A 16338-nucleotide genomic window follows, 5' to 3' on the forward strand; every position below is an offset into this window, starting at 1 on the left:
ACAGACCAGAAAGTCGCCTTCGCCACTGGTGTTCCTCCAAATATCTACGCATTTCACCGCTACACTTGGAATTCCACTTTCCTCTTCTGCACTCAAGTTCCCCAGTTTCCAATGACCCTCCACGGTTGAGCCGTGGGCTTTCACATCAGACTTAAGGAACCACCTGCGCGCGCTTTACGCCCAATAATTCCGGACAACGCTTGCCACCTACGTATTACCGCGGCTGCTGGCACGTAGTTAGCCGTGGCTTTCTGGTTAGGTACCGTCAAGGTGCCGCCCTATTCGAACGGCACTTGTTCTTCCCTAACAACAGAGCTTTACGATCCGAAAACCTTCATCACTCACGCGGCGTTGCTCCGTCAGACTTTCGTCCATTGCGGAAGATTCCCTACTGCCTCCCGTAGGAGTCTGGGCCGTGTCTCAGTCCCAGTGTGGCCGATCACCCTCTCAGGTCGGCTACGCATCGTCGCCTTGGTGAGCCGTTACCTCACCAACTAGCTAATGCGCCGCGGGTCCATCTGTAAGTGGTAGCTAAAAGCCACCTTTCAACATTCCCTCATGCGAGGGAATGAATTATCCGGTATTAGCCCCGGTTTCCCGGAGTTATCCCAATCTTACAGGCAGGTTACCCACGTGTTACTCACCCGTCCGCCGCTGATATCAGGGAGCAAGCTCCCATCAATCCGCTCGACTTGCATGTATTAGGCACGCCGCCAGCGTTCGTCCTGAGCCAGGATCAAACTCTCCGATAAAAGTTTGATTAGCTCTTTAAAAATAAATCTAGAATTAACGTTGACGTATTGTCTTGTTTTGTTCAGTTTTCAAGGTTCAATGCTCGTCCTCTTCTCGAAGAAGCGACTTTTTTAATTTAACATATTCATTCATTCCGCGTCAACTGCTTTTTTCATTTCTTTTTCAAAATGTTGTTTGCTGTATCAGCGACGTTTATAAATATAACATGCGTTTAATGCTATTGCAATATATTTTTATTAAAATCTTTAAGATTTTAATAATCCTCAAGAGAAGCGGTTCTTTCATTCCTTGGACTTCATATACTTAATATTATTACACACGATGGGAAGGGGCCCTTACATATGCTCTCAGTCACAGCACTATATCTATCATTCATCATGGCCGTGTATCTATTTGCATATTCGTATGTCCAAGCATTGAAAATTTGTGAAAGCCCGGACCGGGTAAGAGGATTGACGTTTATTTTTTCTGTTAATATGGCTTTTGTTTTCTCCGGTTTGACATATGTGTTCTTTTAACAAAGAGGAGTGACGGTCTGAATGCCCACCGTCACTCCTCTTTTTCATTCAAGTTGAGTAAGAGCCCTTCTTCCTTATACTTTCCACCGCCGATTTCCAATTCAGCTTCCTTGATCAGCATAGGCTGAAAAGTATAATAAAACTGCTTTGAGGGGTTTTCTTTTAACACCCAGATCCACATTGAATTGAACCCTTGTGTTTTAAGTTCCTTCATGGCAATTTCAAATAGCTTCTTTCCTATCCCTTTCCCCTGGTGTTCTTCCAACAGATAGATGGCATATAACTCTCCTTCATATTCCCCTGATCGTTCTTTACCGAATGAAACGAAGCCGGCTATTTCCCCATCCTCCAATTCACAGACATAAGTATGATGTGTGTTGGAAAGGATATCGCTCCATTTCTTTTCTTTGCTGTCTTTAGATAATGACTGAAGATACTCATTGGATACGATGCCCCGGTAGGTTGTTTTCCAACTTTCAACATGTACATGAGCCACTCCTTTGGCATCTTGCAATACAGCCTTTCTAAGTAACATCTGTTTTCACCTCATTCCCTTGGACAACTCTTTTCATCTTCCTTTCTTCTATTAAGAAGAACATGACTCCCAACATAATAATCATACCACCAACAACTTGGCTCAGCTGTAAATTTTCGGAAAGCAGCCAATACGCAAGGACCGAAGCACCGATTGGTTCAAATAGGATGGCCACCGAAATCGTCGAGGTGCTTAGCCACTTTAAAGACCAATTAAATAATGAATGACCGAGCAAAGTCGGAATGACTGCGAGAAGCAGAAAGTAGACCCACTCTTCACCCGGGTATGGCCAGAGGCTCTCACCGCGAATAAGCACGTACAAAAGTAATACGGCAGAACTGATTGTGTAAACCAAATAGGTATAGGTGATGAGCGACAGCCTTTTTCTGATCGTTTGACCGAACAGAAGATACCCGGTGATGAGCGCGCAGGCAGCCAGGGCGAGCAGGTCACCCCAGAGGGCACTTCCGCTGATCCGGAAATCTCCCCAGCTGATGATGATGCTTCCACTGACGGCAAAAAGCGCAGAAACGATTGCCTTCCCTGTCACTTTTTCCTGAAAGAACAGGTAACCGCCTATGAAAGCGAATAATGGCTGCAAAGTAACGAGCACCGTTGAACTGGCCACGGAAGTGTAATCTAGGGATTCAAACCACAGTATGAAATGAAATGCTAGGAATACCCCTGCCAAGACTGAAAATAGCCAGTCTGTGTGAGTAATAACTTTCAATTCCTTCACATACTTTAAGAAAAACACCGGGGACATTAACAGGACCGTGAAAAACAATCGATAAAATGCCAAGACCCCGGAAGAAGCAGTGGACACTTTCACTAAAATCGCAGATGTAGAAACCGCGATGACGCCGATGGCAAGCAAAAGATAGGGATTAACTTTCGTCTCTGACATATCCACCCTCCTGACAGGTATGTTTCATAGTCTTTATTTTATTATCAGGCGGCTCGATTTACTATATGTTTTTCATACAGGTCTGAAATGTGGAGGAAGCCACGATGGAACTATTGGATACCACTTTTTTAATCAAGCTTGGTATATCAGCGATTCTCGGATTGATCATTGGATTAGAAAGAGAGTTAAAGAGGAAGCCGGTAGGATTGAAGACCTCCCTTGTCATCTGCATCGTCAGTTGTTTGTTGACGATTGTGTCGATAGAATCAGCTTACCTTTCTGAAGGCTCAGATAAAGTGAATATTACGATGGATCCGCTGCGGTTGGCGGCGCAGATTGTTTCCGGGATCGGGTTTCTTGGCGCAGGCGTCATCCTCAGACGCGGTAATGACAGCATCTCAGGGTTAACGACAGCCGCGATGATCTGGGGGGCGGCAGGCATCGGGATTGCGGTGGGGGCGGGTTTTTACCTCGAAGCCACTGCAGGCGTCATCCTGCTCATTGTTTCCGTTGAAGTCGTACCGGTCATCATCACGTATCTAGGTCCGAAACGGCTGCGTGAAAAAGAACTTTCCCTCAAGGCCACGATTCTAAATAAACGGGAAATCAAATCCATTATCGAGCGGATCAAAGCTGAGGAAATTTCAATTGAAAACATACGGATCAAAGATTTAAAGAATCAGCAGCATTTGTTGGAGTTGAAGATCATCGTCGATTTCAGGAAGAAGACAGTGGATGTTTATTATACGATATCCGAAATAGAGGGAATCAAGGATGTGGAAATTGAAAGTTTATAAACGAAGAAGGTCACCGAAAACGATACCGGCAAAGGAAACTCCGAACGCCAACCGAAGGCAATCGGAGTTTTTTTGTGGGATCCAGCGGGTTTTCGTTTGACGCCCATGGTTACTTTTATCCCCTTTTTTCAGGTCAGCTATCACACGCACTCATTCCAGGATAAGAAAAAGAACCAGGCATCCACCAGGTTCTTCATTCTTTATTTCACTGGCTTTTTCAATACTCCTACCATCAAAGCTGTTATGACGGAACCTATCAACACCGCCAGTAGATACAGGAATGGATTTCCTTCGACCACTGGGAAAACGAATAACCCGCCGTGTGGCGCAGGCAATCCGATGCCAAAGAACATCGTCAATGCACCGGCAATGGCTGATCCGGTCACAATGGACGGTATCACCCTGATCGGATCAGCCGCTGCAAAGGGAATTGCTCCTTCGGTAATGAATGAAGCGCCCATAAAGTAAGCGGCAATGCCTGCTTTTCTTTCATTATCATTGAACTTCTTTTTAAAGAATGTTGTGGCTAGCGCCAATCCTAAAGGAGGCACCATCCCTCCTGCCATAATGGCTGCGTGCGGGGCGATATTGCCGCCTTCGATCATCGCGATCCCGAATGTAAAGGCCGCTTTGTTGATCGGGCCACCCATGTCAACCGCCATCATTCCGCCCAATATCAAGCCAAGTAAAACCAGGTTCCCTGTACCCAATCCATCCAGCCAGTTCTGTATACCGGTATTGACTGCACTCAATGGCTCCACCAGGAACTGAAGCATAATGAATCCGGTGATGAAGATTCCGAATAAAGGATAAATCAGTACCGGCTTGATCCCTTCCAGTGCCGGTGGGAATTGTTTCGTTGCCCGCTTGATTCCAAGTACAACATATCCAGCCAGGAAACCGGCAATGATTCCTCCAAGGAAACCACCTTGACCTGTTGCTGCGATCAAACCGCCTACCATACCAGGCGCAAAGCCGGGACGGTCAGCGATACTCATGGCAATGAAACCTGCAAGTACCGGAACCATCAAGTAAAATGCATTTCCTCCGCCAATCGTGCTCAAAATTGCTGCAAACTCATTATATTCCGGTGAATCGGGATTAGCCGACTGAATACCGAACAGGAAGGAGATTGCGATCAGGATTCCACCGCCGACAACGAAAGGAAGCATATTTGAAACACCATTCATCAGGTGCTTATAAAATCCGCTCTTCTGTTTTTTCTCGGGTTCTTCACTTTTCTCTTCACGACCTTGATAAATGGGCGCTTCCTTTTTCTTCGCCTGCTCCAAAAGTTCCGCCGGACGCCTGATTGCTTCTGCGACAGGCACTTCGATGACAGGCTTCCCCTTGAACCGGTTCATCTCCACTTTAGTATCCGCGGCAACGATGATCGCTGTAGCGCTTTCAATTTCTTCATCAGTCAGTACATTCTTCGCACCGCCGGAACCATTCGTCTCAACTTTCACGTTCATCCCCAAGTCCTTCGCTTTTGCCTTCAAGGCATCGGCGGCCATATACGTATGGGCAATCCCTGTTGGACATGCGGTGACGGCAAGTATTTTCTCCTCACCTGCAGATTCGGCATCAGAAGGATCTTCCTCCTTGCCGTCATGCCGGTCAATGATTTCCAGCACTTCCTCTTTTGTAGAGGCAGCAAGCAGCGACTTCCGCACATCCATATCCATGAGCAGGGAAGACAGACGGCTCAATGCTTCCAAGTGCGTTTGATTCGCCCCTTCTGTCGCGGCAATCATAAAGAAGAGGTGAGCTGGCGCTCCGTCAAGGGAATCATAATCCACACCGGCTTCTGATTTACCGAAAGCGATGGCAGGGGTCTTCACCGCCGACGTTTTTGCATGGGGGATCGCGATCCCCTCTCCGATTCCTGTCGTACTTTGCGCTTCCCGGTTGAGGATCGCCTCTTTGAATTTCCCGGCATCCTTAAGCTTCCCGCTTTCACCCAAAACGTTGACGAGTTCGTCGATGACTCCCGCTTTTGAATGAGAGGACAATTGCAGCTGAATCGTATCTTGTGTCAATAATTCAGTAATTCTCATTTTTTATTCCCCCTTTTAAATTTTTTTAATTTCAATTTCTTTATATAAGCTTTCAATCTTTTCCGATGAACAAAGACCGATTGAATATGCGGTCGCTGATCCGGCAGATGTCCCTAACCGGAAAGCATCTTCTATATCCCATCCTCTTGAGAGACCGGCTAGAAATCCTGCTACGGTAGAATCCCCGGCACCAACAGAACTTTTCAATTCCCCTTTTGGGACTGAAGAGAATAATACCGCATCATCCGTCAGCAGCAGCGCCCCTTTTTCAGCGAGGGATACCATCACATGTTGGACCCCGGTTTCCTTCAACTTCTTTCCATAATGAATCGCATCTTCAATGGTGGCGATCTCCACATCAAACATCTCACCAAGCTCGTGGTGGTTCGGCTTGATCAAAAATGGCCGTAACGGCAACACAGGTTGAATCAGACTTTTCTCTGCGTCTATGATCACTTTGGTCCCCTGCTTCTGACACCGGGAGGCAATCTGCTCATAGAATGTGTCAGGTACGGATGAAGGAATGCTTCCAGCAAGCACAACCATGTCATCCTTCCCGAGGAGAGAAACTTGTTCAAGAAGCATTTCAATATGCTCACTGTGTATCGCCGGCCCACTTCCGTTTATTTCAGTTTCGTCATCCGCTTTCACTTTCACATTTATCCGGGATGCTTCCTCCACCCGGACAAAGTCGGAACGAATCCCTTCCTGAGCGAGGAACTGCTTGATATACTCGCCTGTATATCCCCCTGCGAAACCAAGGGCCACACTTTCCACATCCAGTTCATGCAGCACCCGTGAAACATTGATTCCCTTGCCGCCCGGGAAAGCACTTTCCGCCTTGCTCCGATTCAGTTCACCTTTCTGAAATTGTTCCAATTCCATAATGTAATCCACTGAAGGATTGAGTGTTATTGTATATATCATGTTGTCACAACCTTTATCGTAGTCTGTTTCATCATTGCCGCATCTTGTTCTTCGTTGATGGCATTAGTAATGATCGTAGCTCTATCAAGATCCACGATTTTACTGAATGCAATCTCCCCAAACTTGGAATCATCCACAAGGAACATCGCTTCCCTTGCCAACTCGATAGCCGTTCGCTTGATCTGGGCTTCCTCCGGATCAGGAGTCGTAAACCCGTATTGGCTATGGACGCCGTTCGCTCCCATGAACGCTTTATCAAACCGGTATTGACGGAGAGATTCCAACGCCCCGCTCCCTACCATCGCCCGGGTGACCGGCTTGACGTGACCACCGATCATATACGTCTTGAACCCCTTCCCGATCAGGGCCTCTACATGGGTCAGGCCATTTGTGACCACAACGATATCGATTTGCGGCAGATGATCGATCACGCTCAGCGTTGTCGTACCTGCATCCAAGTAAATACAGTCCCCCTCCTCTACAAGAGAAGCGGCATATTGTCCGATCGACTGCTTTTCTTGAAGGCTTTTGGTTGATTTTTCAGAAACACTCAATTCCTTCAGTTTTCCCTGAAGCCTGGATGCCCCTCCGTGAATCCTTTTCAAATATTTCTCTTCCTCCAGCTGCGTCAAATCACGGCGGATCGTAGACTCGGACGCATTGGTCGCATCAACGATTTCCTGCACTTTGATCGCTTCCTTTTCCTTGAGCAGGTCTAAAATGATTCGATGTCGCTCCTCGGTTAACATCGTGCTTCCCTTCTTTCTCCGATTGTTATTACGTTCATTATAATGATAACGTTTACAGAAATCAATCATTTTTGGTCATTATCTTTCATTTTCGTTCAAGTAGTGGTCAGAAACGGTCATTGGGTTTGTCAGTTGAAATTTGTAAAGACTTTGTCAGTTGAAATTCAGATGGATTTTGTCTGTTAAATTTCAAGGGGATTTTAACTGACAAACCAAGCGACTATTTTGACAGACAATATTCCTCTTACATTCAACTGACAAACTTTTCTCTTTATTCAACAGTCAAAACCCCCGATAATTTCAACAGGCAACAAATCCCACACAAATCCCCAACAAAAAAGCCAGCATCCCCGCCATCAATGGCGCAGGATACTGACTTATAACTCCCGAATTATTGGTGATTCTCTTCGCTGGAAGAATCCGGCTCGGATGAGCTTTTCGGATTCGGGTTGATATATTGGTAATCTTGTCGGTCGATCTGCTTGTAGCCTTCTGGCTTGTAGAAACGGAGCAGATCTTCGTAGACGACTTTGTCTGAAAGTTCAAGGCTCTTGTTCGCTTGCTTTGTGATTTCTTCGCAGGCGTTGCTTCCATCTTCTACAGGCAGGCCGGTTTCGTTATCGTAGCATACTCCCTTGATTTCAGAGTATTCCGGTGAGATGACGTCACCGTTACGGAACGGCACGATCTGCTTGCGGTCCTTGGAAAGCAGGTCCTGACCGAAGCTGATATAGTCTTTGTTGTTTACACCAAGAAGGTTGAAAAGTGTTTCACGGACGTCGACTTGACCGCCGTATGTGTGATTCACTTCACCTTTCACTCCTGGTGCGACGATGAACAATGGCACCCGTTGGAGCTGGGCATTTTCGAAGTCGGTGATTTCCTTACCTGTCACTTCTGCCATCGCTTTATTGTGGTTTTCTGAGATACCGTAGTGGTCTCCGTAAAGGACGATCACTGTATCATCATATAAACCGTCTTCTTTCAGGTTGTTGAAGAACTCTTCGAGTGCTGAGTCCATGTAGTTTGCCGTTTGGAAGTAACGGTTCACCACTCCGTCACCGAAGTCACCTTGTTCGAAATCTGTATCTTCCTCATGTCGATCGAATGGGAAGTGATTGGATAGTGACAGGAACTTCGTATAGAACGGTTGGGGCAGTGCTTCAAGCATCGGCATGGATTCCTCGAAGAATGGTTTATCCTTCAGGCCGTATGGAAGCTGCTCTTCCGGTTTACTCATATCATAATACGTTGCATCGTAGAATTCGTCATATCCCATGGAGCGGTACATTTCAGAACGGTTCCAGAACGTTTTATAGTTACCGTGGAAGACGGCTGAATTGTATCCTTCACCTTTTAAAATTCCTGGTGCTGATTGGAATGTGTTATTCGCATGCGTCATGAAAACGGCACCCTGCGGTAATGGGAATAAGCCATTTTCCATGATGAATTCGGCGTCGGATGTTTTACCCTGGCCGGTCTGGTGGAAGAAGTTATCGAAGTAAATCGCATCTTCTTTTTCCACTAATGAATTCAAGAATGGTGTTACCTCTTGACCGTTGATTTCTTTATCGATCACAAATGATTGCAGGGATTCCATCGATACATAAATGACGTTTTTCCCTTTTGCTTTACCGAAGTATTCCGGATTCGGCGTCGCTTTGTTTGCTTTTACATAGTTTTCGACTTCTGATACTTCATTGCTGTCAGCAAGCGCACGCTTGGCAGATGTTTTAGAGTTCTGGATCACATCGTAAATCGTAAAGTTATGTGTACCCAGATACTTTACAAGGTAGTTACGGTCAAAACTTCGGGTCAATAGTTCAGGACGATCGATTTCAGCAAGGCCCAGGTTCAGTAAGAACACAAGGACTGCAGAAGTCATGACCGCAAATACTGAACGGAATCGTAATTTTTCCTGTGGTTTCACTTTCTTCAACACCATGAACCCAATGATGATAAATAAGTCTAAGAAATACAAGATGTCCATAGGATTGATCAGTTCAAGTGCACTTCCGCCGAGTCCGTTGTTTGTTTTCGCCTGTAACAGGACCGGAACCGTAATGAAATCATTAAAGAAACGGTAGTACACGACGTTTGCATAAAGGACGAAGGACATCAGCAGGTTAATCACGATGAATGCAATATATCGGCCCTTGCCTTTCCAGAATAACGCCAGTGAAAAGAATAGCATTGCTGAGCTTAACGGGTTTAGAAATAAAAGAAAATGCTGAAGCGCATTTTGTATTCCCAGGTTAAATTCAGCTAAATAGACTGCATATGTTTTAATCCAAAATAATACGACGACTGTAAAGAAGAACGATAACTTCCCAGTGCGCATATCTTCAAACTGTCTTTTAAAGAAGTTCATACTTCATCACCTTTTTATTAATTAATTTGATGCTTTTATAAATGTAAATTCATGAAGGAATTGTTTAGCCAATGTAAATTCATTTGAATCAACAACGAGTATTATAACAAAAATAAATTTCATGTGTATAACATTTTGCGGTAAATGTAACAAAAATATTTCATGGGAATTCGACAAATCGGGCTGCTTTACTTGCTGAGCCTTGCCCTGTCAATGGACGGGCAAATATGAACAACAGGTGAACGACCCACATTTTCCCATAAGCCTGCATGAATGTAAGTGATTACACAATGTTTATCCAGAGTAATTGTATTCCCGGTTCGTGTTTACATGAAACTTATTTAGTCCATGTAATATTTACCATACACTTACATTCTTCAAACTTAGTATGCACATTTACAGCTCGGCTTTCTGAAAATCCGACTGTTCCAATTTCTGCTTATATTGCTTTTCATCTTTTTTATATGCTTCTTTGAATTTCTTTTTATAATACGAGTGACCGCTGGTTGCCTGCACGTACCCTTCGATCATCAGGGATACCGACAGCATCGTGGCGGTGAAGAACAGGATGGGCGTCAGCGGGATCCACGGCGCACCTTGCAGGTAGCGGAACGAATCGCCGATCAAGCCCGACCATTCATATGTGATGGATCGGGGCGGATCATTGACCAATTGATAATCAACGTCCGTCCCCCCGAGGAACAGGGTCAACAGTCCGAGATGGATGAAGATGATGAGCGTCTGCATGAATTGCTGGCCAAACATGATGACAAGCTTTTCCTTCATGGAGGGCAAGATATGTTTCAGGATGATCCGCCATTTTCCGGCACCGAGTGTTTTGGCACTCAAGATGAATTCCTGCTTGTATATCAGAGATACTTCATTCCCGATCAGTGCCGAGAGAATCGGGACGATGAGGATCGTCAGCAGGAGGATTTCTAGAATGAAACGCTCGACGATGGTAGTCGTGAATCCGTCAAAGGGCTCCCACAGGATCGGCTCCAATAAGAAATAGGCCAATATGGTCAAGGGGATATAATGGAAAGAATCGATCCAGCCGTTGATATACTTTTTATATTTTAAAAGGAAAGTCCCAAAAATCAAGCCGATCGGTATTGCCAGGCAAACTCTTAAAAAGGCAATTACCAACGCGGTCAGTATCGTATATTTGGCCCCTATGAGGATTTTCCCAAGCATATCAAGTCCGAGGGCATCGGTCCCGAAAGGAAATGACCATTTGGGCGAAATCGGGGATGATTCGACCACCACACCGTCAACCGACAGGAAATACAGCCTCCGCACCTCATTTCCCCAAACAAAGGAATAGGCAAAGCTCGCGAGGACCATCACAGTGATGAAGGTGAAACCAATCAGAAAGAAGGGGTTTTTCCAAACACTTTTCTTCATATTTATATTTCCTCCCCTTTGTTGGCGTTTTTGGCGAGCAGCCATTCCCCAACCGTGTAAAAGACAAACAGTGGGATGAATATTGAAAGCACGGCGATTGTAAACATTGTCGGCTGCAATGAGGTTTTTAAGAAGCGGGTGATGCCTGCAATGTTAAACAAGAGCTCTAGTACGAATAGATTGGAGAGCATGAACCAGACGGTCTTTTTTGATTGAAAGAAGACGGTAATGATGGCATTTCTTAAAATATGAAAAGTCAATATCACCAGTTTTCCAAGACCGATCGATTGGGCGAGGGTGACATAATCTTTTCTCTCTTCCCGTTCAAATGAGAGGATCGAAACCCTGAACAGCTGTACGGTAGGCAGGATGGCAAGAACCAGGACAGGAAGAAGATATGCACGTTCTGTTTCTATCGAGGCAATTTCAAAAAACAGGATGCCTGTATGTTTATAAGTAGCTAGGACCAATAGTTGAGAAAGTAAAATCACCAGTACATCCGGGATCGCTTCGAACAGGTAAAACACGAATTTGATCCGGTTTCTGTTCCGTTCGGAAAACAGCATGATGAGAATGGTGAGCAGGATGCTTAAGAAGCTTGCCAGAAGAAAGGCGGTGAACAGGATGAATAATGAGTAGGTGATGGGCTCCCACAAATACGGAAATAAAGTCCGCTCTTTCTGACCGCCCGCTATGGCATATGTCAATGCCCCTGGATGAAACAGGGCAAATATGATGTCTTTAACGGTATCCCAATATGGAAGTATACGCAGTTCCCGCTGACCGATCCCCGACAGGAGGACTGGTAATCCTCCGATAAATATGATGCCGATCACAGAGAGCAGGAATTTCAATACAATATCAAACAAACGCTTCACTGACTTGTCCTCCTGATAGCTTGATTATGTTTAATAGTATCATAGAATGGGTTGTTTTATACATATTTTTCCTATTTGTGATAAAAGCCGCATAATAGAACCTCAGAATGATTTCTCCCATAAAAAATAGCCGAACGATTTGGAATGATCGTCCGGCTTTTTCAGAGGCTGAAGACTTACACGATAGAAAGTTCTTTCAGCACAAATTTTTCAACTACTTCTGCTACGCCATCTTCCATATTGGAAGCTGCTACATAATCGGCTTGCTCTTTGATGTCCTGCGGGGCATTGCCCATGGCGACACCAAGACCGGCATATTCGATCATGGCAAGGTCATTGTAGCTGTCCCCGATGGCGATGATTTCTTCGGCTTTCAACCCCATCGGCTTGATGAGGTAATCAAGGCTTGCTCCTTTTGTGACACCAAGCTCGGTGAATTCCAAGAAGAAAGGCTTAGAGCGCATGACGCTCAGTTCGCCGTGGAGTTCCTCCTGCAGCTTCTTCTCCACTTCCACCAGGTGGTCGGCTTCCTTCAGCATCAGGGCTTTCACGACCGGGGCCTTGACCGCTTCCTTGAAGTCAGGGACAACCTTGACCGGCAGCCCTGTCAGTTCACTTTCTATCGCAGCAAATTCGTTCTCTTCTTCTACGATGATGGCGTCATCCGCGTAGGTGAGGATGCCCACGCCTTCACGCTTGCTCAGATCATATAAGCGGTGAGCCGTTTCTGCTGACAAAGTCCGGCTGTATTTCTCCTCATCGGTCTTGCAATCTATGATTTTCGAGCCGTTGAAAGACAGGATGAAGCTGCCGTATTGATCAAGCTTCAATTCCTTTGCCACCCATCTCATGCCAAATGTCGGCCGCCCGGAAGCAAGTACCACTTTCACTCCGGCTTCTTGTGCTTTGAACAAAGCATCCTTTGTTCGCGCTGAGATCGTTTGGTCGTCCCGCAGCAATGTATCATCTAAATCCAGTACAATCATTTTATATGTCATGATGAAAAATCCTTTCAGAAAGTCCAATTTATATGACTCTACTATAACATCACTTGGCCCATTTGAAAAAATAAAATGATGGAAGGATTGCCTGTAAAAACAGTTATGCTCACTTCATCATTTTTCCTCAGTCAAAAGTCGTTTCACTTCTTCTATGGAAGGCAGGGCGGTCATCGCACCTTTCGTTGATGCGGCAAGCGCACCGGAAACTGAGGCAAATCTCGCCATGGCTACCCCATCCCCGATGGTCAATTCATTGAGCCCTCCCCCATATTCATGAAGGGAATACAGGATGCCCGATACGAACGCATCTCCTGCTCCGGTCGTATCAACCGCCTTCACCTTCAACGTCGGGACATGCCGAAGCTCCTCGCCTGTCACCACATAACTTCCTTCTGCCCCAAGGGTGATGAACATCAGATCGATATCGTAAGTCTTAAGTATGGCCACACCCGCTTCAATGTCTGTTTCACCGGTAAGAAATGCAAGTTCTTCCTCCGAGATCTTCAACACATCCGCTTCAGCGAGCATGCTTGTAATCGTTGTACGGGCAATCTCTTCAGATTCCCAAAGACCCATACGGATATTTGGGTCATAGGAAATCAATACCCCATTTTCCTTTGCCGTCTTCACCGCCTGGATCGTTGCTTCCCTCGACGGTGAACCGATCAGGGAGATGGATCCAAAATGAAGGATCTTATGTGAAAGGATCTCCTCCTCATCAAGGTCGTCCACATGAAGGAACCGGTCTGCACTTGGATCTATATAAAAGTCGAAGCTCCGTTCACCGTCTTCTCCGTTCGTTACAAACACAACACCCGTACGGACATCAGGAGTCAGCAGCATCTGGTCGGTCCTTACGCCATAGCCTTGAAGGGTTTCGTGCAGGAATCTCCCCAGTACGTCCTCCCCGACCTTGCCAAGGAAGCTCGATCTCACCCCTAATCGTGCGACACCAACTGCCACATTCGCAGGCGCACCTCCTGGACTTTTTTGATAAATTGCATTGTTCTCATCAAGCGGGATAAAGTCTATCAAGGCTTCACCCAGTGAAAGGATCCCGTTTTTCATCTGCCATCCCCCTCATTCTGTTCATTGATTTCATCTTACCATGGACAAGGATAAGAAGGCACAAACATCGGTGGGAATATGTGGTATCATAAACTCATCCAAACTGACAGGAGGACTTTGCATGCTGTTCAAGTTCCGGGTTTTATTTTCACTTATCGCCATCTCATTTGCTTTATACGCATTATTCAGTGAACAAACACCTGACATCATTTATACATGTATGTTTCTCGCTCTCAGCATGATGATGCACATGATGGGATTATCAGAGATCAAGGCAAACAGGAAACCAGCCGGCTGGCTTTATTTCTCTACAGCTGTATTCCTTGGCTTTGTCATGACATATTCATTATTTTAAAAAACCATGTAGATTCAAGGAGGGATGCCTGATGAGCTCGTCGAGTAACAATCTGATTATTCAAGGGGCTGCTGTTTATACTGAAGATCAAACGATTGAACGTGGATATCTCAAGGTCCAAAGAGGTGTCATCACTGAAATCGATGATCTTTCCCGGTTACAATCTGCTGATGGCGATCACGTGATTTCATTTCCTCCCGGCTTTCGTGCCGTCCCGGGAATGATCGACCTTCATATTCACGGTGTGAACGGCGCCGATACGATGGATGCAACCAGGGAAGCGCTCGATACGATGACCGCTGCTCTTCCGAAAGAAGGGACGACCAGCTTTCTTGCCACAACCATGACAGAAGCAGAAGAAGCCATTGAAAAAGCCTTGAAAAACACGGCCGACTATATGTCGCATTATCAGAAGCCCGGTCAGGCAGAGATCCTTGGCATCCACTTGGAAGGTCCGTTCATCAACAGCGCAAAAGCCGGGGCACAACCGCTCTCTTCAATCAAAAAGCCTGATGTGGACCTCTTCGTTTCATGGCAGAAACTGGCCAGAAACTTCATCAAACTGGTGACCCTCGCCCCGGAACTTGATGCAGGCCACTCACTGATCCGTCATTTAAACGAGCATGGCATCATCGCCTCAGTCGGACATTCCAGTGCAACATTCGATCAGGTAGGGGAAGCCATCGGGGCAGGCCTGTCCCATGTCACACACCTATTCAATCAAATGACAGGTCTCCATCACCGGGAACCGGGCATTGTCGGGGCAGCTTTTTCAAGAAAAGAACTGATGGTCGAGCTGATAGCGGATGGCATCCACGTCCGTCCTGAAGTCGTTCAAATGGCATTCAACCAAATTACGGACGAACGGCTCATCCTGATCACAGATTCCATGAGGGCAAAGTGCCTGAAGAATGGCCAGTATGATCTTGGGGGACAAATCGTCACGGTCAAGGACGGCAAAGCGTTATTGGACGCCGATACATTGGCAGGGAGCGTCCTGAAAATGCGGGATGCATTTGCCAATATTCAACGCTATACGACCGGGGATATGAAAAGCGCCATCCGGATGACTGCAGAAAATCCAGCCAGGCAGCTGAATGTTTTCGACCGGAAAGGCAGCCTCGCTCAGGGGAAAGATGCTGACATCGTCATACTGGACGAAAATAACGATGTATATATGACCATATGTAATGGAGAAATCGCCTATCGTCGGGAGGGTGACCAACATGGAACTGATTGAAGTAAAGAACTATCAGGAAATGAGCCAAAAAGCGGCTGACTATATAGCATCCAAAGTAAGAAAAGACCCGGAATTGGTTATTGGTTTAGCGACGGGAGGAACCCCCAGGGGCCTTTATGAAGCGATGGTCCTTGATCACATCCGTAATGGAACCTCTTATAGGTCTGTCTCTTCCTTTAACCTGGACGAATACATCGGACTGCCGGGAAACCACCCAAACAGCTACAGGCATTATATGAATGAACATTTATTCCAAAGCATCGATATCCTTCATCAAAATACTCATATTCCTTCTGGGATGGCAGCTGACCTAGAACAAGAATGCAAGGCATATGATGAGCGCATTGAGTCAAAAGGCGGGATCGATCTTCAGGTGCTCGGAATCGGATCAAATGGACATATTGGTTTCAATGAGCCTGGCACTTCAGTTGAATCAGGTACCCATCTCGTAGAACTGACCCCGTCGACAAGAAAAGCGAATGCCCGCTACTTCAATCGGATCGAAGAAGTGCCGACCCATGCGATCACGATGGGAATTAAGTCGATTATGAAGAGCAGGGAAATCCTCCTCCTCGTTTCCGGCAAAAAGAAACAGAACGCATTAAAACAGCTTCTCGAAGGGGAGATCACAGATTCCTTCCCCGCGTCGATCTTAAATCGCCATCCAAATGTGAAGGTGATCGCCGACGAAGAAGCATTGAATCTAGTTAAAGACTTGCCGAGAGGGAAGGCCGATAGGAACAACATATGAAGGCGGCGAACTAATGATAGT

14 protein-coding genes and 1 rRNA gene (1 of these 15 cut by a window edge) are annotated in these 16338 nt (G+C 46.0%); 4 read left to right on the top strand and 11 right to left on the bottom strand.

Annotated elements, in window-relative coordinates:
- The 3 genes from KH172YL63_RS17795 to KH172YL63_RS17805 form a co-directional block, all read right to left on the bottom strand.
- A 16S ribosomal RNA gene (locus KH172YL63_RS17795) occupies positions 1 to 752 on the bottom strand; it reaches 716 nt to the left of the window's first position.
- Between the two features lie 550 nt (positions 753 to 1302).
- Entirely contained in the window at positions 1303 to 1806 is a 504-nt protein-coding gene (locus KH172YL63_RS17800) for a GNAT family N-acetyltransferase (RefSeq protein ID WP_173107345.1), read from the bottom strand.
- A complete protein-coding gene (locus tag KH172YL63_RS17805; protein WP_173107346.1) occupies positions 1796 to 2713 on the bottom strand; it encodes a DMT family transporter in 918 nt (305 codons plus the stop codon). The genes KH172YL63_RS17800 and KH172YL63_RS17805 overlap by 11 nt, the downstream gene beginning before the upstream one ends.
- A gap of 104 nt (positions 2714 to 2817) precedes the next feature.
- On the opposite strand from KH172YL63_RS17805, the gene KH172YL63_RS17810 reads away from it, so the two are divergent.
- Positions 2818 to 3510: an MgtC/SapB family protein gene (locus tag KH172YL63_RS17810; protein ID WP_173107347.1), complete on the top strand. Its 693-nt coding sequence runs from the start codon at positions 2818 to 2820 to the stop codon at positions 3508 to 3510.
- 200 nt (positions 3511 to 3710) lie between these two features.
- Here the strand turns inward: KH172YL63_RS17810 and KH172YL63_RS17815 are convergent, their stop codons facing one another.
- The 8 genes from KH172YL63_RS17815 to KH172YL63_RS17850 form a co-directional block, all read right to left on the bottom strand.
- Complete coding sequence (locus KH172YL63_RS17815; RefSeq protein WP_173107348.1) at positions 3711 to 5570, bottom strand: PTS fructose transporter subunit IIABC; 1860 nt, start codon at positions 5568 to 5570, stop codon at positions 3711 to 3713.
- Between the two features lie 15 nt (positions 5571 to 5585).
- Complete coding sequence (gene pfkB, locus KH172YL63_RS17820) at positions 5586 to 6497, bottom strand: 1-phosphofructokinase (protein ID WP_173107349.1); 912 nt, start codon at positions 6495 to 6497, stop codon at positions 5586 to 5588.
- Entirely contained in the window at positions 6494 to 7246 is a 753-nt protein-coding gene (locus KH172YL63_RS17825) for a DeoR/GlpR family DNA-binding transcription regulator (RefSeq protein WP_332066880.1), read from the bottom strand. Before KH172YL63_RS17825 ends, pfkB begins: the two co-directional genes overlap by 4 nt.
- A 391-nt stretch (positions 7247 to 7637) precedes the next feature.
- Complete coding sequence (locus KH172YL63_RS17830) at positions 7638 to 9617, bottom strand: lipoteichoic acid synthase (protein ID WP_197747080.1); 1980 nt, start codon at positions 9615 to 9617, stop codon at positions 7638 to 7640.
- Positions 9618 to 10013: 396 nt separating this feature from the next.
- Positions 10014 to 11024 (bottom strand): ABC transporter permease, encoded by a 1011-nt coding sequence (locus tag KH172YL63_RS17835; RefSeq protein ID WP_173107351.1) that lies wholly within the window; start codon positions 11022 to 11024, stop codon positions 10014 to 10016.
- Between the two features lie 2 nt (positions 11025 to 11026).
- The gene (locus tag KH172YL63_RS17840) at positions 11027 to 11902 is read right to left on the bottom strand and encodes an ABC transporter permease subunit (protein ID WP_173107352.1); all 876 of its coding nucleotides are present in this window, start codon (positions 11900 to 11902) and stop codon (positions 11027 to 11029) included.
- Positions 11903 to 12078: 176 nt separating this feature from the next.
- A complete protein-coding gene (locus KH172YL63_RS17845) occupies positions 12079 to 12900 on the bottom strand; it encodes a Cof-type HAD-IIB family hydrolase (protein ID WP_173107353.1) in 822 nt (273 codons plus the stop codon).
- A gap of 117 nt (positions 12901 to 13017) precedes the next feature.
- The gene (locus KH172YL63_RS17850) at positions 13018 to 13971 is read right to left on the bottom strand and encodes an aminoimidazole riboside kinase (protein ID WP_173107354.1); all 954 of its coding nucleotides are present in this window, start codon (positions 13969 to 13971) and stop codon (positions 13018 to 13020) included.
- Positions 13972 to 14092: 121 nt separating this feature from the next.
- Here KH172YL63_RS17850 and KH172YL63_RS17855 point away from each other — a divergent pair, with 121 nt between their 5' ends.
- From KH172YL63_RS17855 to nagB, 3 genes are read left to right on the top strand one after another with little or no spacing between them, the layout of a single operon-like run.
- Positions 14093 to 14326 carry a DUF3953 domain-containing protein gene (locus KH172YL63_RS17855; protein WP_173107355.1) on the top strand — a complete coding sequence of 78 codons (234 nt, stop codon included), beginning with the start codon at positions 14093 to 14095 and terminating at the stop codon, positions 14324 to 14326.
- A 31-nt stretch (positions 14327 to 14357) separates the two neighbouring features.
- Positions 14358 to 15566, top strand: coding sequence for an N-acetylglucosamine-6-phosphate deacetylase (gene nagA, locus KH172YL63_RS17860; RefSeq protein WP_173107356.1), 1209 nt, complete (start codon positions 14358 to 14360; stop codon positions 15564 to 15566).
- Positions 15553 to 16317 (top strand): glucosamine-6-phosphate deaminase, encoded by a 765-nt coding sequence (gene nagB / locus KH172YL63_RS17865; RefSeq protein ID WP_173107357.1) that lies wholly within the window; start codon positions 15553 to 15555, stop codon positions 16315 to 16317. Before nagA ends, nagB begins: the two co-directional genes overlap by 14 nt.
- Positions 16318 to 16338 lie beyond the last annotated feature (21 nt).

The sequence above is a fragment of the Bacillus sp. KH172YL63 genome, from assembly GCF_011398925.1.
In the GTDB taxonomy this organism is placed as follows: domain Bacteria; phylum Bacillota; class Bacilli; order Bacillales; family Bacillaceae_B; genus Rossellomorea.